This window comes from Dechloromonas aromatica RCB, from assembly GCF_000012425.1.
The window spans coordinates 4,249,696-4,273,844 of the sequence record NC_007298.1 but is presented as its reverse complement, the minus strand read 5'-3'; the positions used below and the strand labels follow the sequence as shown (position 1 = coordinate 4,273,844).

The following is a 24,149-nucleotide window of genomic DNA, read 5'->3' as shown; positions in this document are numbered from 1 at the left end:
GCGATGGCATCCGAACGCACGCCAATCTCCGCGTCCCGCTTGCCGGTATTCCTGCCCTGGCTGATTCTGGCGGTCACGCTCGCTCTGACCTGGCTGGTCTGGGATCACGAACGCCAGCTGGCGCGCAAGGAACTGCGTACCCAATTCGATTTTGTGCTGCGCGAAACGGTCAGCCGGGTTGAGCAGCGTGTGGCCGGGTACGAACAGATGCTGCGTGGTGTTCAGGGTTTGTTTGCAACCACCGCGCTGACGAATCGCCGCGCTTTATGCGATTACGTCGAGACCTTGCAACTGGATGCCAATTTTTCGGCGATCCAGGTCATTGGCGTCATCGAGCAGGTTCCCCTGGCGAGCAAATCCGCCCATGAGGCAAGGATGCAGCAGCTCGGCTTCACGGGTTACGCGATTCATCCCGAAGGTGAGCGAGAGGTCTATGCCCCGATCATCCAGCGTGAACCTGACGCTGGAGGCAAACACTCCATCCTTGGCCTTGACCCGTGGGCAGATCCGGCGCGCCGGGTGGCCATGGAGGCGGCCCGCGATTCCGGCATGGCGGCAATCACCGGCAAGGTCAGGTTGGCGATCGATCGGCGGCAAGAGGCGCAGCCGGGCTTCATCATGTATCTGCCGATTTTTGCCCACGGCCAGCCGCGCGACAGCGTCGCCCAGCGCAGAGCCAACCTCATTGGCTGGGTTTACGCATCGTTCTACATGGATGAATTCATGGCCGGCCTTTATGGCAAACAGGCTCCGGGTATCACACTGGCTATTTACGACGAGGCCAACCCCGTTGAGGCGGCGCTCATGTATCGAACCGGTAACTCCTCTGACAAGGGTTTGCCTGCCATTGAGAGCTTGCTCAGCGCCAACGAATACATGGTGGTTGCCGGTCACACCTGGACGCTGAGCTTGAGTACGCAACGTGAATTCGAGGCCTGGTATGGCCGTGACGTGTCATCGGTCATTGCCGTTACCGGCGCCGGCCTGGGCGTTGCACTGGCGTTGCTTGCCTGGCTGATGGTGACCGGTCGTGCTCGCGCCTTGCGGATGGCTGCAGAGATGACCGAGGAACTTCGGCATATGGCACAGCACGATCCGCTGACCGGGTTGCCAAACCGGGCCCTGTTCAGTGACCGGTTGCACAAGGAACTGGCTCGCGCCAAGCGCCATGATGGACAGTTTGCGCTGGTGTTTCTCGATCTCGATCACTTCAAGCCGATCAATGATAACTACGGTCATGCCATCGGGGATCTCGTGCTCCAGCAAGTGGCGCTACGCTTGAAGGATACCGTTCGTGAGTCTGATACGGTGGGCAGAATCGGTGGCGACGAATTCGTTGTGCTGGTGCCGGAATTGGCTGAATCAGACGCTGCGCTCAGTCTGGCCGAGAAGATTCGCCAGGTCATTCGGCAGCCCTTCGCGCTTGATGGCCGTCAATTGGATATTTCGTGTAGCTTGGGGGTCGCCATCTATCCGGATGACGGCATCGATGAGATCTCGTTGACCAAGAGAGCTGACGAAGCCATGTATCGCGCCAAGGATGATGGTCGAGACAGCGTTCGGCGAGCAAGTTGAATCGCGATCCTGTGCTGACTTGATGCTTCGGCTTGGAATTTGCCCTAGATGACTAGTTCGTCAGTCTGATCAGCAGTTGATCAGTTTGGGTGGCCATGTGGAAAGTATTAATCGGCTTTCTGGTGGTTTACCTGATCCAATGTTTTTCTAAGTCTCTGGATTAAAAGAATTTTGAAATCTGGCCCATCTGTTGCTAGATTGAGTTCTATAAAATTAATTTCTAATATTTGCCGCCTCCCCAGCAGAGAGCATTTGTCGGTCATCGGTGACTGACATCGAATTAAAAAAAGGGGAGATCCATGGCCAACCAAAATTTGATTTCGCTGGAACAGGACGATCGCATCGAAGCTGCGGCTGCGCGTTTGTCGATGGACCGGCGGGAGTTCCTGCAGTTCTGTGCCGCACTGGCGACCACACTGGGCCTGCCGCAAGGCGCCGATGCCGCGGTGGCCGAGGCGGTGGCGACCAAGAAGCGGCCGAGCGTGATCTGGCTGCACTTCCAGGAATGCACCGGGTGCACCGAGTCCATCTTGCGGGCCGAGCACCCGACGCTGGAAAAACTGATCCTTGACGTCATTTCGCTCGACTATCACGAGACGCTGTTCGCAGCGGCCGGCCATCAGGTCGAAGCCGCCCGCAAGACGGCGATGGCCGAGAACAAGGGCAAGTACATCCTGGTCGTCGAGGGCGCCATTCCGACGCGCGACAACGGCATCTACTGCAAGATTGGCGGCAAGACGGCGATAGAGTTGCTCACGGAATGCGCGGCTGACGCGGCGGCAGTGATCGCCATCGGCTCTTGCGCCTCGTGGGGCGGCATGCCCTCGACCGATCCTAACCCGACCGGCGCCAAGGGCGTGGACAAGGTGCTCGGCAAGCCGGTGGTGACCATTCCCGGTTGCCCGCCCAATCCGTACAATTTCCTGTCCACGGTGGTGCATTTCCTGACCTTCGGCGCGTTGCCGGCCGTTGATCATCTGGGGCGGCCAAAATTTGCCTACTCCCGCCTGATCCACGAAAACTGCGAGCGCCGCGCCCACTTCGACGCCGGCCGCTTCGCCATGGAGTTTGGCGACGAAGGCCACCGCAAGGGTCATTGCCTGTACAAGCTGGGCTGCAAGGGGCCGGAAACCTACGCCAATTGCTCGGTGATCATGTTCGGCGATGCCGGGGCCGGCACCTGGCCGGTCGCCTGCGGCCACCCGTGCATCGGCTGTACTGAGCAAGGGGTCGGCTTCACCAAGCCGATCCATACCGTCGCCAAGCTGAAGAACATCGAACCCTCCGCCTTCCTGCCGCGCATCGTCGAGGAAAAGGGCGTTGGCGCGTCGCTCGGCTCGGCGGCCGTGCTGGCCGCCGTGGCCGGTGCCGCCGCCGGGGCTGGCGCGATGGTCGCCAAGAACCTCGGCCTGTCGCACAAGGCTGAGGAGATGGAACAGGCCAAGAAGGAAGGCAGCAAAGCCACCGAATCAACGGAGGTCTGAGATGACCACAAGACGTGATTTTTTGCGTGGTTGCCTGGCCAGCGGCGCAGCGGCGGCTTCGGCCGTTCTGCCCGAGACAGCCTGCGCCCGCGATACCCTGAAACGCCCGCCGGAAGGCCTTGGTCTGCTCTACGACGCGACCCTGTGCGTCGGCTGCCAGGCCTGCGTGGCTGCCTGCAAGCAGGTCAATGAAAACCCGGCCGAATTCACGGCCATGGACAAGTTGTGGGATACGCCGCTCGATACGACCGGCCACACCTTCAACCTGATCAAGATGTACCGCAACGGTACGATGGAAACCAAGGACAGCGAGCTGAACGGCTTCTCCTTCATGAAGACCTCGTGCATGCATTGCGCCGACCCGTCCTGCGTCTCGGCCTGCCCGGTGTCGGCGATGACCAAGAATCTTGAAACCGGCATCGTCGGCTACGACCCGGACGCCTGTATCGGCTGCCGTTACTGCGTCGCCGCCTGCCCGTTCGGTATTCCGAAATACCAGTACGACTCGCCGACCGGCAAGATCGGCAAGTGCGAGCTGTGCCGGCATCGCCACAAGGACGGCCATTACTCGGCCTGCGCCGAGGTTTGTCCGACCGGCGCGACCTTGTTTGGTCGGACCGAGGACCTGCTGGCCGAAGCCAAGCGTCGTCTGGCCCTGAAGCCGGGTGAATGGACGACGATTCCGCGCGGCCGCCTGCGCCCCGCCCAGGAGAAGGTGCTGGCTGGCGGCGAGGATGGCAAGGGCCAGAAGCATCGTCATGGCTGGCGCGACGAACCGGACCAGAGCTATCAGGCCCAAGTCGGTAACTACCTGCAGCACGTCTATGGCGAGACCGAATACGGCGGCACGCAGGTACTCAAGCTGTCGGCCGTCAATTTCCAGAAAGTCGGCCTGCCCGACCTGCCGCCGAAATCCTCGGCCGCCACCTCGGAAACCATCCAGCACACGCTGTACGGCGGACTGATCATGCCGATTGCCGTACTTGCCGGCCTGACCTGGGTTGCCAAGCGCAATGTCGTGCCGGAAGACGATGACCAGAAGGGAGGCAAGTCATGAGCGCCCATCATCCCGCCGCCCCGGTTGGCGGCAAGCTGTTCAACACCGCAACGCTGGTTTGTGGCGTGCTGATCGCGGCGATGATCGCCGTACTCTTCGTCCGCTTCATTTTCGGCCTCGGTGCAGTGACCAACCTGAACGATGGCTACCCGTGGGGCATCTGGGTCGTCTTCGACGTGATCATTGGCTCGGCCTTCGCCTGCGGCGGCTTTTCGGTCGCCATGCTGGTGTACATCTTCAACCGCGGCCATTACCACCCGCTGGTTCGCCCAGCCTTGCTGGCGAGTCTGTTCGGCTACACGCTGGCCGGCGTTGGGGTGCTGTTCGACCTCGGTCGCTGGTGGAACTTCTGGCACATTCTGTGGCCGGGTTACGCCAATCCCAATTCGGTGATGTTCGAGGTGGCCGTCTGCATCTCGGCCTACGTCATGGTGATGTGGATCGAGTTCTCGCCGGTCTTCATGGAGCAATGGGGCCTGAAGGTGCAGAAGCAGAAGCTGGAGAAGGTTCTGTTCTTCTTCATCGCACTCGGCACCCTGCTGCCGATGATGCACCAGTCCTCGCTGGGGACCATGCTGGTGGTCATGGGGCCGCAGGTCAATCCGCTGTGGCAGACCCCCATCGTGCCGCTACTTTACCTGCTGTCGGCAATCACCATTGGCTATGGCATCGTGCTGTTCGAATCCTGCGTCGCCGCTTCGGCCTACCGGCGCGAGATCGAAATGCATCTGCTGCAGCCGATGGCCAAGATCATGCTCGGTGTGCTGGCTGCCTACTTGGCCGTGCGCTTCGGCGATCTGATCGTGCGCGGCGCGCTCGGCCATGCGCTGGCGCCCAGCCTCGAGGCCTTCTTTTTCTGGCTGGAAATGGCCTGCTTCATCGCACCGTTCGCCATCGTCGGCACGCCGGCTGCCCGGCGCAATCCGGCTCGCCTGTTCGTGGCCGGGGTCTCGATCATGCTCGGCGGCATCCTGCTTCGCATCAATGGCTTCCTGATCGGCTACGACACCGGCCTGGGCGTCGATCATGGCTGGAACTATTTCCCGAGCATCGCAGAAATGCTGGTCACCATCGGCATGTTCGCGCTCGAAGTGCTCGGCTACATCATCATCACCCGCCGCTTCCCCGTGCTGCCGCACGAAGCTGCCACCCACTGAATTCAGGGATAGGAGAACAACATGAACAAACGTGTCACCATCGACCCGGTCACCCGTATTGAGGGCCACCTGCGCGTCGACGTCGAAGTGGATGGCGGCCGCGTCAAGAAGGCCTGGGCATCGGGCCAGATGTGGCGGGGCGTCGAGAACATCCTGATCGGCCGCGACCCGCGCGACGCCTGGGCGATCACCCAGCGCATCTGCGGCGTTTGCACCACCGTGCATGCCATGGCCTCGGTCCGTGCGGTCGAGAACGCGCTGCAGTTGGAAATCCCGGTCAACGCCCAGTACATCCGCAACATGATCATGCTGGCCCATGCCGTGCATGACCATATTGTCCATTTCTATCACCTCTCGGCACTCGACTGGGTCGATGTCGTCTCGGCGCTGAAGGCTGATCCGGCCAAGGCGGCCAGTCTGGCGCAGAGCCTGTCGAACTGGAGCGGCAACAGTCAGGCCGAGTTCAAGAAGGTGCAGGATCGGCTGAGCGGCTTTGTTGGCACCGGACAGCTCGGTATTTTCACCAATGGTTATTGGGGGCACCCGGCGATGAAACTGTCGCCCGAGGTCAACCTGATGGCCACGGCGCACTACCTGCAGGCCTTGGAAATCCAGCGTTACGCCAGCAAGATCGTCGCCGTACTCGGTTCAAAATCGCCGCACATCCAGAATGTCGCGGTCGGCGGCGTGGCCAATCCGCTGTCGGTCGATTCGCAATCGGTGCTGACCATCGAGCGCCTGCTGGCGATCAAGGAGTGGATGCTCAAGCTCGAAGACTTCGTCAAGAACGTCTATCTGGTCGACGTCGGCGCCATCGGCGGCTTCTATGCCGACTGGACCAAGTACGGCAAGGGCATCACCGACTACCTGTGCGTGCCGGACATCCCGCTCGATGGCAAGGGCACGACTTTCGCGCTGCCCGGCGGCTACATCGAAGGCGGCAAGCTGGAGAGCTACAAGGCGATCACCAGCTTTAACGACAAATACTTCACCGACGGTGTATCCGAGGCGATCAAGCATTCCTGGTACAACTACAGCGACGGCAACGACAAGTCGCTGCACCCGTACAAGGGTGAAACGACGCCGAACTACACCGATTTCCAGGATGATGGAAAGTACTCGTGGCTGAAGTCGCCGACCTTCTATGGCAAGCCGATGCAGGTCGGCCCACTGCCGCGCGTGCTGAACATGCTGGCCGCCGGCCACGAACCGACCAAGAAGTACGCGACCGCGGCGCTCGATCTGGTGTCTTCGGTGGCCGGCACCAAGGTCGGCGTCGAAGCGCTGCATTCGACGATCGGCCGCCATGCGGCGCGGGCTGTTGGCTGCGCTGTGCAGGTTGATGAACTGATCAACCAGTGGGATCTGCTGCTCGCCAACATGGCCAAGGGCGACCTCAAGACCTTCAATCGCCCGGTCTTCCCAAAGGGCGAACAGATGGGCGTCGGTTTCCACGAAGCGCCGCGCGGCGTGCTGTCGCACTGGGTGGTCATCGATTCCGGCAAGATCAAGAACTACCAGTGCGTCGTGCCGACCACCTGGAATGCCGCGCCGCGCAACGAGAAGGACCAGCCCGGCGCCTACGAGGCCTGCCTGATCGACAACCCGGTGGCCGATCCCGAGAAGCCGCTGGAAGTCCTGCGCACGGTGCACTCCTTCGACCCCTGCCTGGCCTGTGCCGTGCATGTGGTCGATCAGGAGAACAATCCGGTGGTCACGGTGACGGCTGTTTGATCGATCGCAAGAGAACTCTGCGTTGGGGGCGCGACAATGCTCGCGCCCCGTTTTTTTGGAATTGAGCATGCGTATCGTCGTATTGGGAATTGGCAACATTCTGCTGACCGATGAGGGGGTCGGTGTTCGCACCATCGAGGCGCTGGAGCGCGACTACGTGCTGCCGCCGGAGGTCGAGCTCATCGACGGCGGCACCTGCGGCATGGAAATGCTCGAACAACTGGAAAACCTCGACGGCCTGATCGTCGTCGACTGCGTGCGCTGCAAGCAGCCGCCAGCGACGCCGGTGCTGCTCAAGGGCGACGATGTGCCAATCTTCTTCAAGACCAAGCTGTCGCCGCATCAGGTCAGCCTGTCCGACGTACTGGCCAGTCTGGAATTTACGGACAAGGCACCGAAGTCGATTGCTATCGTCGGCATGCAGCCGGTATCGATGAGTCTGGGCATGGAACTGTCGCCAGAGGTGGCGGCGCGGGTGCCGGAATTGATCGAAATGACGCTGGCCGAATTGCGCCTGCTCGGCATCGACGCCAAGGCGCGCAGCTGATGTGCCTGTCGATTCCGAAACGCATTGTCGAATGGGAAGGCAGCGGCGAAAATGCCGGGGAATTTGCCTGGGTCGAGCGGGACGGCGAGCGCGAACGCATCAACATGATGCTGATCGGCCCGCAGCCGGTCGGTACCTGGGTATTGACCTCGCTGGGGCTGGCCCGGGAAGTGGTTGAAGACGAGCAGCGCACGCTGATCGAGGATGCGCTCTCGGCACTGGCCGCTTCGCTGGAAGGCGATTTCGATCCAGCGCTGCATTTTCAGGACTTGAACCACCCGCATGACTGAACGCATTCGTACCCCTGCCCTGGCCCCACCGCCGATTTGCCCGGCCGTGCCGCGCGACGACGACCCGACGGCCTTTCTCGAAGCACATTACCGCCACGTCTGGCAGACGCGCATGCATGACATGCCTTTCGTTAACGCGGCGCTCGGCGTTGAAGCGGTCGGCTTTGCACGCTACGAGGGGGATTGGCTGGGGGTGGTGATCACGCCGTGGTTCCTGAACCTGGTGCTGGTCTACGGTGGCGGTCAGTTGTGGGGCGACATTCCGGCCGGCGAACGGCGCTACCTGAACCTGCCCTGCGGCACCATGCAGTTCCTCGCCGACGATGATCCGGACATCGGCCCCTATCAGTATTGCCCGCTGATTGCGCCGGTAACCAATCTGGCCGACATGGCGCAGGCACGGGTGGTGGCCGCCGATGCGCTGAAGACGGTATTCGGCCTGCCTGCTGCTGAGCCAGCGCCCGATCTGCCGCCGGTGGCGGAGGGGAAGCCAGCCGTTTCCCGGCGCGGCTTTTTCCGCCGCCTGGCAGGCAAGCGCAATTGATTCCCAACGGGTAGTATCTCCCCTACAAAAAGAATGGTGAGGAGCAAATCGGATGTGTCTCGCGATCCCCGCGCAGGTCGTTGAACTGCGCCCCGACGACAACGCCCTGGTCGATCTGGCCGGCGTTAAAAAGGAAATTTCGCTGGCCCTGGTCGAGGGCGTCGCGGTGGGCGATTACGTGATCGTCCATGTCGGCTACGCGCTGAACAAGCTTGATCCGGAGGAGGCCGAGAAAACCCTGAAACTCTTTGCCGAGATCGGCCAGTTGCCGGCCGACGGCGACATCACCTTGCACTGATGAAGTACATCGACGAGTTCCGCGACGGCGACGTCGCGCAGACGCTGGCTGCCGCCATTCGCGCCGAGGCTGACCCGGCGCGCAGCTACCATTTCATGGAGTTCTGCGGCGGCCACACCCACGCCATTTCTCGTTACGGCGTGTCCGACCTGTTGCCGGCCAACGTCAAGATGATTCACGGTCCAGGCTGCCCGGTCTGCGTGCTGCCGATCGGTCGCGTCGATCAGGCGATCCGCCTGGCGCTCGAACAGGGCGTCACGCTGTGCACCTACGGCGACTGCCTGCGCGTGCCGGCCTCCGATGGTCTATCGCTGATGAAAGCCAAGGCCAAGGGCGGCGACATCCGCATGGTTTATTCGAGCGCCGATGCCGTGACCTTGGCGCAAAAGAATCCGGACAAGCAGGTCGTTTTCTTCGCCATCGGTTTCGAAACGACGACGCCGCCGACGGCGGTGGCGATCAAGCACGCTGCCGCGCTGGGCCTGAAGAATTTCTCGGTGCTCTGCTGCCATGTGCTGACGCCATCGGCCATTTCCAGCATCCTCGAATCGCCGGAGGTTCGCCAGTGGGGCACCGTGCCGCTCGACGGCTTCATTGGTCCAGCCCATGTATCGACCATCATCGGCAGTCGGCCCTACGAGTTCTTCGCCGAGGAATACCGCAAGCCGGTGGTCATTGCCGGCTTCGAACCGCTCGACGTGATGCAGGCGATCAAGATGCTGATCCGCCAGGTCAACGAAGGGCGCGCCGAGGTCGAGAACGAATTCGCCCGCGCCGTCAGCCGCGACGGCAACCTCAAGGCGCAACAACTGGTCGCCGAAGTCTTCGAGATGCGCAAGCATTTCGAATGGCGCGGCCTGAACATCCTGCCTTACTCGGCGCTGCGCATTCGCAGCCAGTTCGCCGAATTTGATGCCGAAAAGCGTTTTCCGCTCGGTTATGCATCGGTGCCCGATCACAAGGCCTGCGAATGCGGGGCCATCCTGCGCGGCGTCAAGCGGCCGCAGGACTGCAAGATTTTCGGCACCGTCTGTACGCCGGAAAACCCGGTCGGTTCCTGCATGGTCAGCTCCGAAGGCGCCTGTGCCGCTCACTACACTTATGGACGCTACAAGGATGTCTGAAGTACGCAAAGGCTACGTGCGGCCAATCGATATCAAGCACGGTCAGGTCGATATGGCGCACGGATCCGGCGGCCGGGCGATGGCTCAGCTGATTGAGGAATTGTTCGCCAAGTATCTCGGCAACGAATATCTGGCCCAGGGGGATGATGGTGCCTTGCTACCGGCGCAGGGCGAAGGGCGGCTGGTCATGGCCACCGACTCGCATGTCGTCTCGCCGCTGTTTTTCCCCGGCGGCGACATCGGCTGCCTGTCGGTACATGGCACGATCAACGATGTGGCCATGATGGGCGCCAAGCCTTTGTGGCTATCGGCCGGCTTCATCCTTGAAGAGGGGTTCAAGCTCGCCGATCTGGCGCGTATCGTGCAAAGCATGGCGGCAGCGGCGAAGGAGGCTGGCGTGCCGGTGGTGACCGGCGACACCAAGGTCGTCGAGCGTGGCAAGGGCGATGGCGTGTTCATCACGACGACCGGCGTCGGCGTCGTGGCACCGGGCCGGGAATTGTCCGGGCGCTATGCCAAACCCGGCGATGCCATTCTGGTGTCCGGTACGCTGGGCGATCACGGCATGGCGATCATGGCCGAGCGCGAGAGCCTCGGCTTCGAATCGCCGATCGTTTCCGATACGGCGGCCCTGCACGGGTTGATCGAGACGATGCGGGCCAGCGGCGCCGACATTCATGTCCTGCGCGATCCGACGCGTGGCGGTCTGGCGACGACGCTGAACGAGATCGCCAAGCAATCCGGCGTCGGCATGATGCTGCAGGAGAAGGATCTGCCGGTGACGCCGGCGGTCAATGCAGCTTGCGAATTTCTGGGATTGGACCCGCTTTATGTGGCCAATGAAGGAAAACTGGTGGCGATCTGCGCCGAACCGGATGCCAAAAAGCTATTGGCTGCGATGCAGGGCCATCCGCTGGGGGCAGCTGCGGCCATTGTTGGCCGTGTGCATGAAGATGCCCATCATTTTGTCCAGATGACCACCGGTTTCGGCGGCAAGCGCATCGTGGACTGGTTGAGCGGCGAACAATTGCCGCGGATTTGCTGAGCGATCAGTGGCGCAGCGCAATCATCACGGAGCGGACTTCGCCGACCTCGGAAATGACGAGTTCGCGGGCATCGGCCAAGTTGTCGGCGTTGCGAATGTGGAACAGATCGCGGCGACCATCCAGGTAACGGATCGCGGCGACGTATTCCGGGCGCGGAGCGCGGCTGACGGGCATGTTGCGTTGTTTGGCGGGCTTTCTTTGAGCTTGCGTTGTCATTTCCCAGTTCCTTTTTTGTTGCAGCGCATCGTAGCGATCTCGTGTTACATCAAAAATATCGCGAAGGTGATAGCGCTATGCGAAATGGGAATTTGTGCCCAGAAAAGCCTTGTCCTGCCTAAGGTCGGCATCTCGAGATGAATTGTAAAGAAGTGTAAAACATGCGAATTCTCTTCATTACGCACAGTTTCAACAGCTTGACGCAGCGCTTGTATTACGAATTGGTGGCGCGTGGTCATGAGATCAGTATCGAGTTTGATATCGCGGATTCGGTCAGCGAGGAAGCGGTCAGCCTTTTTCGGCCCGATCTGATCATCGCGCCCTTTCTCAAGCGGGCCATTCCCGAATCGATCTGGTCGCGTCACCTGTGCCTGGTGGTTCATCCCGGCATCGTTGGCGACCGTGGCCCATCGGCACTCGACTGGGCGATCCAGAATGGCGTTCAGGACTGGGGTGTCACGGTTTTGCAAGCCGAAGCGGAAATGGATGCCGGACCGGTCTGGGCCTCGGCCAGGTTTTTGATGCGTCCGGCCCGGAAAGCGTCGATCTACCGCAACGAGGTCACCGAAGCGGCGTTGCAGGCGGTGCTGGCGGCGGTCGACCGGAAAAGTGCCACCAGTTTTATGCCCGAGCGGGTGTCAGGTCAGGCCCACGCCTTGATGCGGCAGAGCGACAGGGCCATAGACTGGCAGGCTGACAGCAGTGCCGCGATCCTTGCCAAGCTGAATGCTGCCGATGGTTTTCCCGGTGTGGCCGACGAACTGTTCGGCCAGCCCTGCCATCTGTTTGATGCCTGGCCGGAAGGCCTGCTGAAGGGCGAGCCGGGCAGTCTGCTTGGTCGTCGGGAAACCGCCATTTGCCGGGCGACCGTCGATGGTGCAGTCTGGATCGGCCACATCAAGCGCCCTGGGAGCATCAAGCTGCCGGCGACGCAGGCCTTCCCCGAGGCGGCCGAATTACCGGCGCTGCCCTTGTCCGGTTACCGGAAATCGCCGATGCCGACCTGGCAGGACATCGTCTATGAAGAGGCGGCCGGTGTTGGTTTCCTGAGTTTCGAGTTCTACAACGGCGCGATGAGCACCGCCCAATGCCGGCGCCTGACCGAGGCCTTCCGCTGGGCTACGACGCAGCTGACCAAGGTGATCGTGCTGCGCGGCGGCAGCGATTTCTGGTCGAACGGCATTCACCTGAACACCATCGAGGCGGCTGAAAGTCCAGCCGATGAATCGTGGGCCAACATCAATGCCATTGATGACCTAGCCGAAGCCATTCTGCGTTGCGAAACGCAACTGACCGTGGCCGCAGTTGGCGGCAATACCGGGGCGGGCGGCTGCTTCCTCGCGCGGGCGGCCGATTTCGTCTGGGTGCGCGACGGTGCTGTTCTTAATCCGCATTACAAGAACATGGGCAACCTGTTCGGCTCGGAATTCTGGACTTATTTGCTGCCACCAAGGGTTGGCGAGGCAGGGGCCAAGGCGATCATGCGCCACCGGTTGCCGATGAGCGCGAAGGAGGCGGTTGAGTTGGCTTTCTACGATGCCTGTCTGCCGGCCCCGGGGTTCACTGTCGATGTTGCCCGGCGGGCCGCCGAGCTGGCTGCAGCGCCCGATATGGCTGAACGCCTTGCGGCCAAGCAGGCCAAACGACAGGCCGACGAAGCGATCAAGCCGCTGGCCGCCTACCGTGAAGACGAACTGAAGGAGATGCGGCGCAATTTCTATGGCTTCGATCCTTCGTACCATGTCGCGCGCTATCATTTTGTCTCCCGTTCGGCGCATTCGTGGACGCCGCGCCACCTTGCCCGTCACCGCGATCTTGACTGGAAGATTCCCGAATGAGTCACCCGGCTTCCAACCGCAGCCTGCGCAAACTACCGGCCATCCTTGTCGTCGATGACGAAGTGCGGTCGCAGGAAGCCTTGCGCCGCACGCTGGAAGAGGATTTCGATGTGCTGTGTGCGTCCAGTGCCGACGAGGGCATGGAAATCCTCGAGCGAGAGCAGGCCTCCGCCGCCATCCGCATCGTGCTTTGCGACCAGCGCATGCCGGGAACGACCGGCGTCCAGTTCCTGCGCGAAGTGCGGACCCGCTGGCCGGATATCGTACGCATCATCCTGTCCGGCTATACCGACGCCGAGGACATCATTACCGGCGTCAATGAGGCGGGTATCTGGCAATACCTGTTGAAGCCCTGGCAGCCCGAGCAACTGCTGCTGACCATGCAGCGCGCCGCCGAAGTCTGGCGTCTGCAACAGGAAAACCAGCGGCTGTCGCTTGATCTGCGCACGGCCGAGCCGGTGCTGAAAAGGCACGTCGACAGCAAGCAGGAGAAGGTCAAAAGCAGTTTCGGCCTGGCTGGCTTCATCCGGGCGCCGGGCAGCCCGATCAATGCCGTCTGCGACATGGTCGGGCGCGTTGCGCCTTTTGACCTGTCGGTGATGGTCACCGGCGAATCGGGCACCGGCAAGGAAATGATCGCCCGCGCCATCCACTACGAAAGCCGCCGGGCGAGCAAACCCTTCATCACCGAAAACTGCGGCGCCCTGCCCGATACGCTGCTTGAGTCCGAGTTGTTCGGCTACAAGCGCGGCGCCTTTACGGGCGCGGTGGAAGATCGTGTCGGCCTGTTCCAGCAGGCCGATGGCGGCACGCTGTTCCTCGACGAAATCGGCGAAACCAGCCCGGCCTTCCAGGTCAAGCTGCTGCGCGTGCTGCAGGAAGGCGAGTTTCGCCCGCTGGGCAGCAACCGCCCGGTTCATGTCGATGTCCGGGTCATTGCCGCGACCAATCGCGACCTGGAAGAAGACGTGCGCACCGGACGTTTTCGTGAGGATCTCTACTACCGGCTGGCGACCATTTCATTGCATGTGCCGCCGTTGAGAGAGCGGCCAATGGATCTGCCGCTACTGGCGCGTCGTCTGCTCGACAGCAGTTGCCAGGCGCTTGGAAAATCGGTTGAGGGCTTCACCAACGAAGCGCTTGCCTGCATTGCTGCTTACCGCTGGCCAGGCAATGTGCGCGAACTGCAAAACGAAATTCTGCGCATGGTCGCCTTGTCCACCGCGCCGCTGCTTGGTGCCGACCTGCTGTCGCCACGGGTGTTGCGCACACCGGTGGGCGAAACTCAGGAAAATGATCTGGCCTGGGCTTCCGGCTTGAGCGGTGGCCTCAAGGAGCGCATGGATCAGCTGGAAATGCACGTCCTCAAGGAGGCGATGATCCGCCACCGCTGGAACAAATCGCGGGCAGCCCGGGAGTTGGGGCTGTCGCGTGTCGGCCTGCGGGCCAAGCTGGTTCGCCACGGGCTGGAGCAGGCCGAATGAAAGTGCTTTGGCTGCAGAGCGGCGGCTGCGGCGGTTGCACGCAGTCCATGCTGTGCTCCGAGCCTCGTTCGCTGTTCGACGAACTGCGCGACGCCGGTATCGAGTTTCTCTGGCACCCGGCGCTGTCGGTCGAAAGCGGCGAGGAAGCACTAAGCATTCTCGAAGACTGTGCCGAAGGTCGCTTGGCCTTCGATGCGCTGTGTATCGAAGGTGCCATGCTGCGCGGTCCGAATGGAACCGGCAAATTTCACCTGATGGCCGGTAGCGGCCGGCCGCTGACTGAATGGGTCGAGCGTCTGGCCCGTCACGCCAAATGGGTCTTTGCGATTGGCTCGTGCACAGCCTATGGCGGCTTTTCGGCCAACACGCCGGGCAATCCGCTGGAAGCCTGTGGCCTGCAATTCGACGAACAGACGCCAGGTGGCCTGCTCGGCGCTGGCTTCCAGTCCTCCGCCGAGCTGCCGGTGATCAACATTGCCGGTTGCCCGACGCATCCCGGCTGGGTGGTCGATACGCTGGAAAAGGCTGCGCTGGAAGGTATAAGGGCCGATGACCTTGATGAATTCGGCCGGCCATTGCTTTACGCCGGTGGCCTGGTGCACCACGGTTGCGCTCGCAACGAATATTACGAATTCAAGGCCAGTGCCGAGAAGCAGTCCGATCTTGGCTGTCTGATGGAAAACCTTGGCTGCAAGGGCACCCAGGCTCACGCCGACTGCAACCTGCGGCCGTGGAACGGCAGCGGCTCCTGCCTGCGTGGCGGCTTTGCTTGCATAGCCTGCACCGAGCCGGGTTTCGAATCGCCCGGTCATGCCTTCCAGGAAACGCCCAAGCTGGCCGGCATCCCGATCGGCCTGCCGACCGACATGCCGAAAGCCTGGTTCGTCGCGCTGGCTGCGCTCTCCAAGTCGGCCACCCCCAAGCGGGTGCGCAACAACTCGGTGGCTGACCACCCGGTGGTTCTTCCGGCGATTCGCAAGAAGGGCGGCGGCAAATGACGCGCCTCATCGTCGGGCCGTTCAACCGGGTCGAAGGCGATCTCGAAATCAGCCTCGATGTGGAAAATGGACGCATCCAGTCGGCTCAGGTCAATTCGCCGCTCTTTCGCGGTTTCGAGCAGATCATGGTTGGCCGGGCCCCGCTTGATGCATTGGCCATCGTGCCGCGCATCTGTGGTATTTGCTCGGTGGCACAGTCGGCGGCAGCGGCTTCGGCGCTGGCCGATGCGATGGGTATCGCCCCGACGCCGAACGGGTTGCTCGCCCGCCATCTGATCCAGTCGACGGAAAATCTGGCCGATCACCTGACGCACTTCTACCTCTTTTTCATGCCCGACTTTGCCCGTCCGGCCTATGCCGGGCGCCACTGGCATGGCGCTGTCGCCCAGCGCTTCGCGGCCGTCAAGGGTGATGCCACTGCCGAAGTCCTGTCGGCCCGCGCCAGCTTCCTCAAGCTGATGGGTTTTCTCGCCGGTCGCTGGCCGCACACCCTGGCCATTCAGCCCGGTGGCAGCACGCGGGCGATCACTGCTGGCGAGCGTATTCGCCTGCTGGCGCTGCTCCGCGAATTCCGTAGCTTTCTCGAAAAACGCCTGTTCGGCGATTCGTTGGCCACGGTCTCCCAACTGGCCAGCAAAGATCAATTGCTCGCCTGGGCCGCCGGCCGTGCTGGTGACTTCCCGGCGTTTCTGGATGCCGCTACCGATCTTGGTCTCGACCGGATGGGAAGCGCCTACGATGCTTTCCTGTCCTATGGCGCCTACGATCTCTTTCCCGCCGGCACCTGGCAAGGCGGTCAAGCGGCTGCCTTCGATCCCGTGGCGATCGATGAAGACACGACCAGCGCCTGGCTGGCTGCCGGCCAGCCGCGCCATCCGGCGCAGGGTGAAACGGTTGTCGATGCCGGCAAGCCGGCGGCCTACACCTGGTGCAAGGCACCGCGCTACGCCAGCCAGCCCTACGAAGTCGGTGCGTTGGCCAGGCAGGTCATCGCCGGTCACCCGCTGGCGTTGGATCTGGTACAACGCGACGGCGCCAGCGTCATGGCTCGCGTCGTTGCACGCCTGCTCGAACTGGCCCTTGTCCTGCCCGCCATGGAAGGCTGGGTTCTGGCGCTACAACCCGGCGAAGCCTTCTGCGCCCACGGCGATATGCCCGATGACGCCACTGGCACCGGCCTTGTCGAAGCCGCCCGCGGCAGCCTCGGCCACTGGCTGAGCATCAAGCGTGGCCGCATCGAGCGCTACCAGATCATCGCCCCGACCACCTGGAACTTCTCGCCGCGTGATGGCAACGCCCTGCCCGGTCCGCTCGAACAGGCACTGGTCGGCCTGCCGGCCGGAGAGGGCGCCCCGCCAACCGTGCAGCACGTCGTGCGGTCGTTCGATCCTTGCATGGTCTGTACCGTGCATTAGTCCGGAAAGCCCCATTTGGCGAGCTTTTCCGGATTGTTCACCAAAAGTTCACCAAATGTTTACCAAACTCCCTCTGTTTTTCGGCAAATCATCAGATGCCGCTATCGGGCTGCGGATTCAACCGGTGGATGCAACGGTTTGGTAAAAACGTTGTGCCGGTGTTTCGTAGTTTAGTGTTTTCCGTGGGCGCTCATTCAGTTTTCGGGCAATGGCACTCAGCTTCGCTTGCGAATAGGGGGACAGGTCAATTCCCTTTGGGAAATACTGGCGCAACAGGCCATTTGTATTCTCATTCGTTCCACGTTGCCAAGGGTGATGGGGATCGCAGAAATAGACTTGAATATCCGTCGCCAGCGTGAATCGCTTATGGCCAGCCATTTCCTTGCCCCGGTCCCAGGTGAGCGATTTGTAAAGGTCTTGCGGCAACTTACGAGCGTTTTTGATCAGGGCGTTGGTGACGGTCCCGGTGTCTTTGCCGGAGAGCTTGACCAGCATCAGGTAGCGCGACTGACGTTCGACGAGCGTTGCAATCTGACTGTTCTTGCTGCCGCACAGCAGATCCCCTTCCCAGTGCCCCGGCACCGCTCGATCATCAGCCGTGGCCGGCCGTTCGCTGATTGACACAGCATCGACGATTCGGCCGTGATCGGCAGTCTTTTGTGTGTGATGGCGAGAGCGGCGCATGGCTCGCGTCCGCCGCAAATACGCCAACAACTCTTTCTTCAGAGCGCCTCGGGTTTGAATATAGAGGGTGCGATAGATTGTCTCGTGTGACACCTGATTGCTCGCATTGTCTGGGTTGGTCCGCTTGAGCCAGCCAGCAATCTGTTCTGGTGACCACAGCGACTGCAGCTTGTTCGCCACTATATGCGCCAGCCCAGGGTTCTCAGTCAGTTTGCAAGGCTTGGGGCGAAGCGCCCGAGTCCAGGTTGCCTGGTCGGCCTGAGTTGCTCGGTAGCATTCACGGCCACCATTACGTTTGACTTCACGACTGACGGTGGACGGTGCTCGTCCCAATTGCGCAGCAAGCACACGGATTGAAAGCCCCGCCACCAAGCCTCGGGAAATCTCCTCCCGTTCAGCAAGCGTGAGCGAACGTTTCGAGCGACATCGGGGTGCCGGTGGAATGCCACCTGTCTCGGCCAGGACTCCCTGAACCGATGAGTGGTTTCGATCAAATAACTGGGCGATTTTTTGAAGCGAATCGCCCTTGCGCCAGCGTTCCCACATCAGCGCCTTCTGGCTATCCGTGTAATAGATTCGGGGTCTCTGCTTCATTGGCAACACTCCTTCTGCTCACGCAGTTTCTAGTGTGTTGCATCCACCGGTTGAATCCGCAGCCATTAGCGGCCGCTCAGTGAACCAGCCCCATAGCTGACACTCGCTGTTGCCAACAGAGAGCAAAAAGTCGGCTTGATATTCCAAATGCTTCGCGGCACGATATTGGCATGAATGTTGATTCCGTCTACCTTCGTTAGCCTTTTGCTATGAACTTACGTTTTCTCCTGCTCAGTTTTGCTGCATATTGCGTTTCAGCGATTGCGGAACCCAACCCCCCTTCCGCTACGCCGAAAGATAAGGAAATAGCGTTTGCCACCATCAAAAAATGGAAGGGTTTTGAAGGCATTTGGGAGGGCGAATTGCACTATGTCGCGGCGCCCAAAAAAGAGTGGTACAAGCAAAGGCAGCCAGTACGCATAATTTTCCGACAGTCGGAAATAAAAATCCTCATCCGCTTCGAGGGGGGAGAGTGGACGGAATTTGCGCAACAGTATGGTGGCAGCAACCCCGACGAATTGACACTCATCCTCCATGCCTATGGGTCAAGTGGTGTTTGGACGGAAAATAATGTTTTCGTACTAACACGTCGCTCAGAAAATGAGGCCGAGGTATTTGTTCAGCGGGCCGTAAACAACTGGGCAGGAAAACCATTACCGGGTGAGGATCGGATATATGGCGACTCACGAGTTGGTCATGTCAAACGAAAATCGGGGGAGTAGCATCATGAACATGACTTTGTCTTCAATCGCCCTAACACGCTGGATATGCCCCATAGGATGGATACTATCGACTCTTCCCTTCGCATTGGTTGCATGCACGACCTCTTCGTCATATGACCCCTCTGCCAAGGAGTCTTTTGGTGTGATCGTTGCAAAGGACGTAGTGGGAACACATCAGCAGGCCACCGCCGATTCACCAAATCACCCGTTAGCCAAGGTTGTTCCTGTGTTTGGATTGATGGATGCGCTTCATGAAAAAAGAACTAACCTGCCTTTATATAGCTACCGCCTAAAGAAAATCTCAGGTGAGGAAATTACAGTAACGACTACATACTCGGCCGACTCTGTAGGAAGTTGTGTCCAAATATTTGAATCTACCCGCCCAGGCTATCCCCGATTTGTAGCTACAACTCAATGCGAACCCTAATGCGGGATCGTAGAGCTACCTAGTCCATGACTACTTTTAAGAATGCAACGGTGTTCTGGCTAGTGCTAATAGGATTATTTTTTTGCAAAACAGCTTTTCCGTGTGAAGCCATAGACTCATCGTTCGCGCTATCTGGTCTGGTCATATCGAGCACCGCCGACACCACTCAAGCCGTTGGCAGTGTTGCTCGACTTGAGCGGATGCTTAAAGCCGTGTACCCAACCAAAGTAAGAGGGCACAAGCTTGAATCAGCGCATTTAAGCGTTGACCGCAAAACTCAGATACTTGTGATTTCTTACGAACAAGAAAACACGAGCCAGCCCCCGTCAATTGACTATGACGTCTACTGTATTGGTGACGAATGGGGCTATTCAAGAAGCACGCAGCTTTCTACAGATGGTAGTTACAGAGAGGTTGTACAAGAGGTTCGGCTAAAGCTATTACCAAATGGAGATTTAGAAGTACGGAACGCAGATGCAATTAGCCGTGGGTTGATACTTAAAACGAAGGAATTGTTTTCGGTGAGCGCTCGTTTTTCTAAAGCAGGTGTTCGACGCGCCGACGAGTAAAACATTGCAGGCGTTTTGTATTTCATACGATTCATGGGGTGAATAATACAAGTGTGCGATTTTTTTAAAGCGCTAGCTTGGTCGGAGGTCATTTTCATCGTTACTGAATGGCCGCTTAATAAATCTGCCTAGGTCCGCAAAGGGTCGCGAGCCGACCGAAGACTTAGGCTGTTTTAACCTCAATCCACTCGGCGCCTCGGGTGTCTCGATAGATGGCCGTCATGTCGGCCGACTTATGCCCAAGTAGTGCTTGGGCGTTAAATCCCTTGCTGTTCTTGGTCACACATCTTGCACATTCGTGAAAGCGCCTCGACAGACATATCGTATCCGGGTCTGTTTCTGGCTTGCTTTATCCGCTCCCCAATACCGGTTTCCGGCGGAACATACTTTCTTCCTCCGCCTATATCGAGAACAGGGGCTGTGTAGGACGGCGGATTGGTTGTGTCAGACATCGGGAGATCTTTTCTGTGCTGCGGTTCTGCAATCCTCTGAAACCCGCGTAAAACAGCGGTTTGGCAGAAGTTTGCAATGGTTATTCCAAGCGCCGAACTATAGCCCTCCAATCCCCCGGCCGTCAAAGTGACGACCGGGCCGAAGAGTCCCTATAGAAGCTCTCCCTGAACTGGTTCTGATCCTTTGGGGGGGGATAGGTCAATTCTTCCTTCGGCAATATCGAGTAGTCGCGGGAATACATAGATTGCTGGTCGTCTGCCCGATGCTTGGCGCATCACCTTGATAATTCCATCCTCTTGCAGTTGGCGAATCAACAAGTGGGCGGTCGGCTTCGGTATTTCTGATTTTTCAATGATGTCTGAGGAGCGGAAAATTGGCTTGGCGAACAGAAGGTCAACCAGCTGGGCGGTGTGCTGAGAATGTGTGACGGCCCGAACTCGATCTTTCATCGTGTCGTACAAGGACATGATGTGCTGGACTCGGGCAGTGTTGTCCGTTGCTTGCTCGATGATAGCTCTCAGGAAAAACGCGATCCAACCGGTCCAATCCCCCTCTTTCGAGATCGCTTTAAGCCTTGCATAGTACTCATCCCGGTTGCTCTCCAGGTAAGCACTCAGGTAGAACATGGGGCTGAATAGACGCCCCTTCGCGTAAAGCAACAAGGGAATCAATAGCCGTCCGATACGTCCATTGCCATCCTTGAATGGGTGGATCAGTTCAAATTGAGCATGGGCAATGGCGGTTTGTGCTAGGACATCAAAGTCCGTGCTTGAGAGATAGGTTTCCCATGCCTGTAGGTGATCATGCAGGCGCAGCGGGCTGGGGGGAATGAAGCTGGCTTCCTCCATCGAGCAGCCCGTTCTGCCAATCCAGTTTTGCTCTTTGCGAAACTCGCCTGGCGTTTTGTTCTGCCCTCGAACGCTGTCCATCAAGATAGTGTGCAGATGCAGCAACAAACTGAGCCGAAGAGGCCTCCCCTGTAGTTGTTCCTGGGCAAGCATCAACGCCTTCCGGTAATTGAGTACTTCCCGAATATCCTGAGTCTTGTTCTCGTCGTGGGTTTGCCCAGCTTCGTGCTCCAGAACCTCTTCGAGAGTTGCCTGCGTTCCCTCAATTTTTGAGGATAGAACGGCTTCCTGGTTCGTTATTGGTGACAGAAGGACGGCTGGGTTTACCATTCCCTGAAGTAGGCCGCTATAGCGAGCCAATGCTGCATTTGCCTCGCCAACCAAAGCGATCAATGCTCGATAATCTAGATCGTCAATCGGCAGGCTTTGCGGTTCGTATGGGGCTATCGTGGTCATGCTCAGCGTTGTGAATCATCAGGTTTACACAACTTTCATTATGTATCATTAAACGAGCCTAGTGATACACAACTTGTGTATCGTCTAGATGACACAAATTCATTTGCGTATTACGAAACACCTTTTTGCATACGCAAAACTTTTGTGCTGATGCAGCCGGCTCTGTCTCTTGTTTACCAAATACGCTGCTAACCCTTTGATTCTTAGCGTGCGAAATGGTGTGTTTCAAGACTCTTTGAGAGCGCAGAAAAAGAAGCTATCCCGTTGAGCCAGCACAGGAAATTCAGCCCGTTTCGCTTGCGCATGGTCTGTACGGTGCATTAGACATGGAAGCCGCATTGGGCAGACCTTTTTGGGCTTTTTGCCCAAGTTTTCGGTTTGCCCGGGTCATGCTGAATGGCCGGGATTCCAACCGTCATGCCCGTGACGGCCAGTCTGAACCGCAGCTAATTGGCACCTTTAGAGGCTAGATATGCCCCTAGCGGCTTGTCGGCATGTTCGATGTGCCTCAGTAGCCAGTCTTTGATCATCTGGAGCGATTGCAACTCATCACCTTGCTCGAACCGGGTAATCAGATTACTGAGTTGCGCCACAAGTGCCTGGTGCTGCTGGTCATGAACGTCGGTTTCCGGATAGTGAAAATCGATCATGAACCGTAATTCGGTCGAGAAATGGTGTTCGGTGAATGCAACGAGTTCATTGAACATCAGTTTCAGTGAGGCATCTTCACATCGCGAATGAATGGCTCGATTGATCTTGTTTACCATGCGGACCAGTTCCTGATGCTGCTCGTCGATTTTTTTGACGCCAACAAGATGGCCCGACTCAAAAACAATCCAGTCCGATTGATTTTTCTTTTCTGACGCCACAACGTCGGCGAGTCGAATGATGTTGTTGCCAGACGACTTGCTGGCATACATGGCCGCGTCGGCGACAGAAATCAGGGAATCCATTTCCATGGCGTTGTCAGGATAGATGGCGATCCCTATGCTTGTGCCGACCGTGCAGCTTTGATCGTTACCAATTGCGATCGGTGCTTCCAGCGTCGCAATGAGCTTTCTCGCGATGATCTTGGTTTGCGATACATCGTTTAGATCACAAATAATCAGCGCAAATTCGTCGCCGCCTATCCTTGCCAGAAGGTCGTTGTCGCGTACACAAGCCAACCACCGTTGCGAGACGGTTTTTAGAACCGTGTCGCCTGCTTCGTGACCAAATTGGTCGTTAATTGGCTTGAATCGATTCAGGTCGGTGAACAGCAGCCCAACGCGCTTTCCGGTGCGGCGGGCGCGGGATAGTTCTTTCGAAAGCTGCTGAAAGAAGTGGTTTCTGTTGGCTAAATTGGTTAATTGATCGTGGTTGGCCTGATGGTAAATGACCTCTGCGGATTGTTTTTGTGACGTGACATCGTGATAGAGCGCTACAAACCGTTGTGGCGATCCGTCCGGGTTGCGTATGGTATTGATACTGAGCGCCTCGGCAGACAGGTTTCCGTCCTTGTGTCGATTCCACAGTTCGCCTTTCCAGTGCCCCGTCGCAATGATTTCCCGCCACATCGCCGCATAAAACTCGGGCTCTTGTTTTCCCGACTTGAATATCCGGGGAGTTTTTCCGACCAGCTCATCTTGCGTATAACCAGAGATGGCGGTGAAAGCAGGATTGACGGAGATGATTCTGCCATCGGGTTCCGTGACGAGCATGCCTTCACTGCTTGCCTGATAGACCATGGCGGCAAGCTGTACTGAGTGGTCGATTTCTCGCCGCGCCAGGAGTTCGGCATTCAATTGTTCCTGAAGGCGTTGTACGGCGAGCAACACGAATAACGCGGTCGATACCGATGCCGTGATTACCGACACCACATAGAACTGACCGACCTGCCAACGGGCGTCAAAAAGCTGGGTCAATTCGTTGATGCCGATGTAAGCGGTCTTGACGAGATTGGAGATCACCTGTGCCAGCAAGGTAATCGCCAGTATCCTGAACGTTGCGCGTTGTGCCCCTTCCTTGAAGCGCAGGCACACGAAAGCGGCATACAGGTCGAAGCCGATGACAGGCAGGCTGGCCGCGTAGGTCCTTATCGCAAAATCAGGGGATATGACGAGAAACCAGAAAGTGCAGAGGATCGCCAGGGCGATGAACGCGCCCCCCGTCCGCCATGCCGGCTTGTGCCGCGCCGCGATGGAAATCCCTCCGGTGATGCTCATCCAGCCAGTCATGATCAGGCACTGCGCGAGCAGGATTGAAACAACAGGAGATATGTGATCCCTCAGGCCGACCAACAACTCGCCGACGCTGATCAACAGCGACCCGATAGCCCAATAGCTTGCGGGCCGATAGGGACGGGTGATTTTCCAGACGTACCCTAATATGAACGTGCGACAGGTCACGACAATGGTGATGACCAGTATCAGCGTCCGAATGTCGAGCAATGAGTTCATGTCTGACATCATAACGGTACTTTAAAGGCCATCCTGAGGGCTGAGCCGAGATTCAAAATGTTTATTCAACTGCAGGCTGACTTCCCGATCGGCTCCCCCTGACCAGGAAGTGAGCATTGCCCATCCATAGTTGGTGGACGGATGATGGCTT

Annotated in this window: 22 protein-coding genes; 18 read left to right on the top strand and 4 right to left on the bottom strand. The window is 58.9% G+C overall.

Annotated elements, in window-relative coordinates; all coding sequences use genetic code 11:
- The first annotated feature begins 3 nt into the window (after positions 1-3).
- The 11 genes from DARO_RS23205 (at position 4) to hypE (ending at position 10,855) form a co-directional block, all read left to right on the top strand.
- Positions 4-1,575, top strand: a complete 1,572-nt coding sequence (locus DARO_RS23205; RefSeq protein WP_011289696.1) for a CHASE domain-containing protein — start codon at positions 4-6, stop codon at positions 1,573-1,575.
- 299 nt (positions 1,576-1,874) lie between these two features.
- The gene (locus DARO_RS20255) at positions 1,875-3,059 is read left to right on the top strand and encodes a hydrogenase small subunit (protein WP_011289695.1); all 1,185 of its coding nucleotides are present in this window, start codon (positions 1,875-1,877) and stop codon (positions 3,057-3,059) included.
- A gap of 1 nt (position 3,060) precedes the next feature.
- A complete protein-coding gene (hybA, locus tag DARO_RS20250) occupies positions 3,061-4,116 on the top strand; it encodes a hydrogenase 2 operon protein HybA (RefSeq protein WP_011289694.1) in 1,056 nt (351 codons plus the stop codon).
- A complete protein-coding gene (gene hybB, locus DARO_RS20245; RefSeq protein ID WP_011289693.1) occupies positions 4,113-5,273 on the top strand; it encodes a Ni/Fe-hydrogenase cytochrome b subunit in 1,161 nt (386 codons plus the stop codon). The genes hybA and hybB overlap by 4 nt, the downstream gene beginning before the upstream one ends.
- A gap of 21 nt (positions 5,274-5,294) precedes the next feature.
- Complete coding sequence (locus tag DARO_RS20240) at positions 5,295-7,007, top strand: nickel-dependent hydrogenase large subunit (RefSeq protein WP_011289692.1); 1,713 nt, start codon at positions 5,295-5,297, stop codon at positions 7,005-7,007.
- Positions 7,008-7,074: 67 nt separating this feature from the next.
- A complete protein-coding gene (locus DARO_RS20235; RefSeq protein WP_011289691.1) occupies positions 7,075-7,554 on the top strand; it encodes a HyaD/HybD family hydrogenase maturation endopeptidase in 480 nt (159 codons plus the stop codon).
- Positions 7,554-7,844 carry a HypC/HybG/HupF family hydrogenase formation chaperone gene (locus DARO_RS20230; RefSeq protein ID WP_011289690.1) on the top strand — a complete coding sequence of 97 codons (291 nt, stop codon included), beginning with the start codon at positions 7,554-7,556 and terminating at the stop codon, positions 7,842-7,844. The genes DARO_RS20235 and DARO_RS20230 overlap by 1 nt, the downstream gene beginning before the upstream one ends.
- Complete coding sequence (gene hybE, locus DARO_RS20225; protein WP_011289689.1) at positions 7,837-8,388, top strand: [NiFe]-hydrogenase assembly chaperone HybE; 552 nt, start codon at positions 7,837-7,839, stop codon at positions 8,386-8,388. The genes DARO_RS20230 and hybE overlap by 8 nt, the downstream gene beginning before the upstream one ends.
- A gap of 52 nt (positions 8,389-8,440) precedes the next feature.
- A complete protein-coding gene (locus DARO_RS20220) occupies positions 8,441-8,686 on the top strand; it encodes a HypC/HybG/HupF family hydrogenase formation chaperone (protein ID WP_011289688.1) in 246 nt (81 codons plus the stop codon).
- Positions 8,686-9,810: a hydrogenase formation protein HypD gene (gene hypD / locus DARO_RS20215; protein WP_011289687.1), complete on the top strand. Its 1,125-nt coding sequence runs from the start codon at positions 8,686-8,688 to the stop codon at positions 9,808-9,810. Before DARO_RS20220 ends, hypD begins: the two co-directional genes overlap by 1 nt.
- Positions 9,803-10,855, top strand: coding sequence for a hydrogenase expression/formation protein HypE (gene hypE / locus DARO_RS20210; protein WP_041224566.1), 1,053 nt, complete (start codon positions 9,803-9,805; stop codon positions 10,853-10,855). The genes hypD and hypE overlap by 8 nt, the downstream gene beginning before the upstream one ends.
- 4 nt (positions 10,856-10,859) lie before the next feature.
- Here hypE and DARO_RS20205 read toward each other — a convergent pair whose 3' ends face one another.
- A complete protein-coding gene (locus DARO_RS20205) occupies positions 10,860-11,072 on the bottom strand; it encodes a hypothetical protein (RefSeq protein WP_011289685.1) in 213 nt (70 codons plus the stop codon).
- Between the two features lie 161 nt (positions 11,073-11,233).
- Between DARO_RS20205 and DARO_RS20200 the strand changes: the two genes are divergently transcribed.
- From DARO_RS20200 to DARO_RS20185, 4 genes are read left to right on the top strand one after another with little or no spacing between them, the layout of a single operon-like run.
- On the top strand, positions 11,234-12,910 hold the full coding sequence (locus DARO_RS20200; protein ID WP_011289684.1) for a hydrogenase maturation protein: 1,677 nt from the start codon (positions 11,234-11,236) through the stop codon (positions 12,908-12,910).
- A complete protein-coding gene (locus tag DARO_RS20195; protein WP_011289683.1) occupies positions 12,907-14,394 on the top strand; it encodes a sigma-54-dependent transcriptional regulator in 1,488 nt (495 codons plus the stop codon). Before DARO_RS20200 ends, DARO_RS20195 begins: the two co-directional genes overlap by 4 nt.
- A complete protein-coding gene (locus DARO_RS20190; protein WP_011289682.1) occupies positions 14,391-15,392 on the top strand; it encodes an NADH-quinone oxidoreductase subunit B family protein in 1,002 nt (333 codons plus the stop codon). Before DARO_RS20195 ends, DARO_RS20190 begins: the two co-directional genes overlap by 4 nt.
- Positions 15,389-16,807: a nickel-dependent hydrogenase large subunit gene (locus DARO_RS20185; protein WP_011289681.1), complete on the top strand. Its 1,419-nt coding sequence runs from the start codon at positions 15,389-15,391 to the stop codon at positions 16,805-16,807. Before DARO_RS20190 ends, DARO_RS20185 begins: the two co-directional genes overlap by 4 nt.
- A gap of 117 nt (positions 16,808-16,924) precedes the next feature.
- Here the strand turns inward: DARO_RS20185 and DARO_RS20180 are convergent, their stop codons facing one another.
- Positions 16,925-18,085: an IS30 family transposase gene (locus DARO_RS20180; RefSeq protein ID WP_011287191.1), complete on the bottom strand. Its 1,161-nt coding sequence runs from the start codon at positions 18,083-18,085 to the stop codon at positions 16,925-16,927.
- Between the two features lie 209 nt (positions 18,086-18,294).
- On the opposite strand from DARO_RS20180, the gene DARO_RS20175 reads away from it, so the two are divergent.
- From DARO_RS20175 to DARO_RS22965, 3 genes are read left to right on the top strand one after another with little or no spacing between them, the layout of a single operon-like run.
- Complete coding sequence (locus tag DARO_RS20175) at positions 18,295-18,807, top strand: hypothetical protein (protein ID WP_011289680.1); 513 nt, start codon at positions 18,295-18,297, stop codon at positions 18,805-18,807.
- Positions 18,808-18,811: 4 nt separating this feature from the next.
- Positions 18,812-19,234, top strand: a complete 423-nt coding sequence (locus tag DARO_RS22970; RefSeq protein WP_157037249.1) for a hypothetical protein — start codon at positions 18,812-18,814, stop codon at positions 19,232-19,234.
- Between the two features lie 26 nt (positions 19,235-19,260).
- The gene (locus DARO_RS22965; protein WP_011289679.1) at positions 19,261-19,803 is read left to right on the top strand and encodes a hypothetical protein; all 543 of its coding nucleotides are present in this window, start codon (positions 19,261-19,263) and stop codon (positions 19,801-19,803) included.
- 602 nt (positions 19,804-20,405) lie between these two features.
- Here DARO_RS22965 and DARO_RS20170 read toward each other — a convergent pair.
- Complete coding sequence (locus DARO_RS20170; RefSeq protein ID WP_011289678.1) at positions 20,406-21,560, bottom strand: Fic/DOC family N-terminal domain-containing protein; 1,155 nt, start codon at positions 21,558-21,560, stop codon at positions 20,406-20,408.
- A 446-nt stretch (positions 21,561-22,006) separates the two neighbouring features.
- Positions 22,007-23,998: a bacteriohemerythrin gene (locus DARO_RS22030; protein ID WP_198134079.1), complete on the bottom strand. Its 1,992-nt coding sequence runs from the start codon at positions 23,996-23,998 to the stop codon at positions 22,007-22,009.
- Positions 23,999-24,149: the final 151 nt, after the last annotated feature.

What these genes read in the sequence shown, in the direction of transcription:
- hybA (WP_011289694.1), top strand. Translation starts at nt 3,061, where the DNA reads ATGACCACAAGACGTGATTTTTTGCGTGGTTGCCTGGCCAGCGGCGCA.
- DARO_RS20220 (WP_011289688.1), top strand. Translation starts at nt 8,441, where the DNA reads ATGTGTCTCGCGATCCCCGCGCAGGTCGTTGAACTGCGCCCCGACGAC.
- DARO_RS22030 (WP_198134079.1), bottom strand. Translation starts at nt 23,998, where the DNA reads ATGAACTCATTGCTCGACATTCGGACGCTGATACTGGTCATCACCATT.
- hybB (WP_011289693.1), top strand. Translation starts at nt 4,113, where the DNA reads ATGAGCGCCCATCATCCCGCCGCCCCGGTTGGCGGCAAGCTGTTCAAC.
- DARO_RS20195 (WP_011289683.1), top strand. Translation starts at nt 12,907, where the DNA reads ATGAGTCACCCGGCTTCCAACCGCAGCCTGCGCAAACTACCGGCCATC.
- DARO_RS20255 (WP_011289695.1), top strand. Translation starts at nt 1,875, where the DNA reads ATGGCCAACCAAAATTTGATTTCGCTGGAACAGGACGATCGCATCGAA.
- DARO_RS20170 (WP_011289678.1), bottom strand. Translation starts at nt 21,560, where the DNA reads ATGACCACGATAGCCCCATACGAACCGCAAAGCCTGCCGATTGACGAT.
- DARO_RS20175 (WP_011289680.1), top strand. Translation starts at nt 18,295, where the DNA reads ATGAACTTACGTTTTCTCCTGCTCAGTTTTGCTGCATATTGCGTTTCA.
- DARO_RS20240 (WP_011289692.1), top strand. Translation starts at nt 5,295, where the DNA reads ATGAACAAACGTGTCACCATCGACCCGGTCACCCGTATTGAGGGCCAC.
- DARO_RS22970 (WP_157037249.1), top strand. Translation starts at nt 18,812, where the DNA reads ATGAACATGACTTTGTCTTCAATCGCCCTAACACGCTGGATATGCCCC.
- DARO_RS20205 (WP_011289685.1), bottom strand. Translation starts at nt 11,072, where the DNA reads ATGACAACGCAAGCTCAAAGAAAGCCCGCCAAACAACGCAACATGCCC.
- hypD (WP_011289687.1), top strand. Translation starts at nt 8,686, where the DNA reads ATGAAGTACATCGACGAGTTCCGCGACGGCGACGTCGCGCAGACGCTG.
- hypE (WP_041224566.1), top strand. Translation starts at nt 9,803, where the DNA reads ATGTCTGAAGTACGCAAAGGCTACGTGCGGCCAATCGATATCAAGCAC.
- DARO_RS20200 (WP_011289684.1), top strand. Translation starts at nt 11,234, where the DNA reads ATGCGAATTCTCTTCATTACGCACAGTTTCAACAGCTTGACGCAGCGC.
- DARO_RS20230 (WP_011289690.1), top strand. Translation starts at nt 7,554, where the DNA reads ATGTGCCTGTCGATTCCGAAACGCATTGTCGAATGGGAAGGCAGCGGC.
- hybE (WP_011289689.1), top strand. Translation starts at nt 7,837, where the DNA reads ATGACTGAACGCATTCGTACCCCTGCCCTGGCCCCACCGCCGATTTGC.
- DARO_RS22965 (WP_011289679.1), top strand. Translation starts at nt 19,261, where the DNA reads ATGACTACTTTTAAGAATGCAACGGTGTTCTGGCTAGTGCTAATAGGA.
- DARO_RS23205 (WP_011289696.1), top strand. Translation starts at nt 4, where the DNA reads ATGGCATCCGAACGCACGCCAATCTCCGCGTCCCGCTTGCCGGTATTC.
- DARO_RS20235 (WP_011289691.1), top strand. Translation starts at nt 7,075, where the DNA reads ATGCGTATCGTCGTATTGGGAATTGGCAACATTCTGCTGACCGATGAG.
- DARO_RS20180 (WP_011287191.1), bottom strand. Translation starts at nt 18,085, where the DNA reads ATGAAGCAGAGACCCCGAATCTATTACACGGATAGCCAGAAGGCGCTG.
- DARO_RS20185 (WP_011289681.1), top strand. Translation starts at nt 15,389, where the DNA reads ATGACGCGCCTCATCGTCGGGCCGTTCAACCGGGTCGAAGGCGATCTC.
- DARO_RS20190 (WP_011289682.1), top strand. Translation starts at nt 14,391, where the DNA reads ATGAAAGTGCTTTGGCTGCAGAGCGGCGGCTGCGGCGGTTGCACGCAG.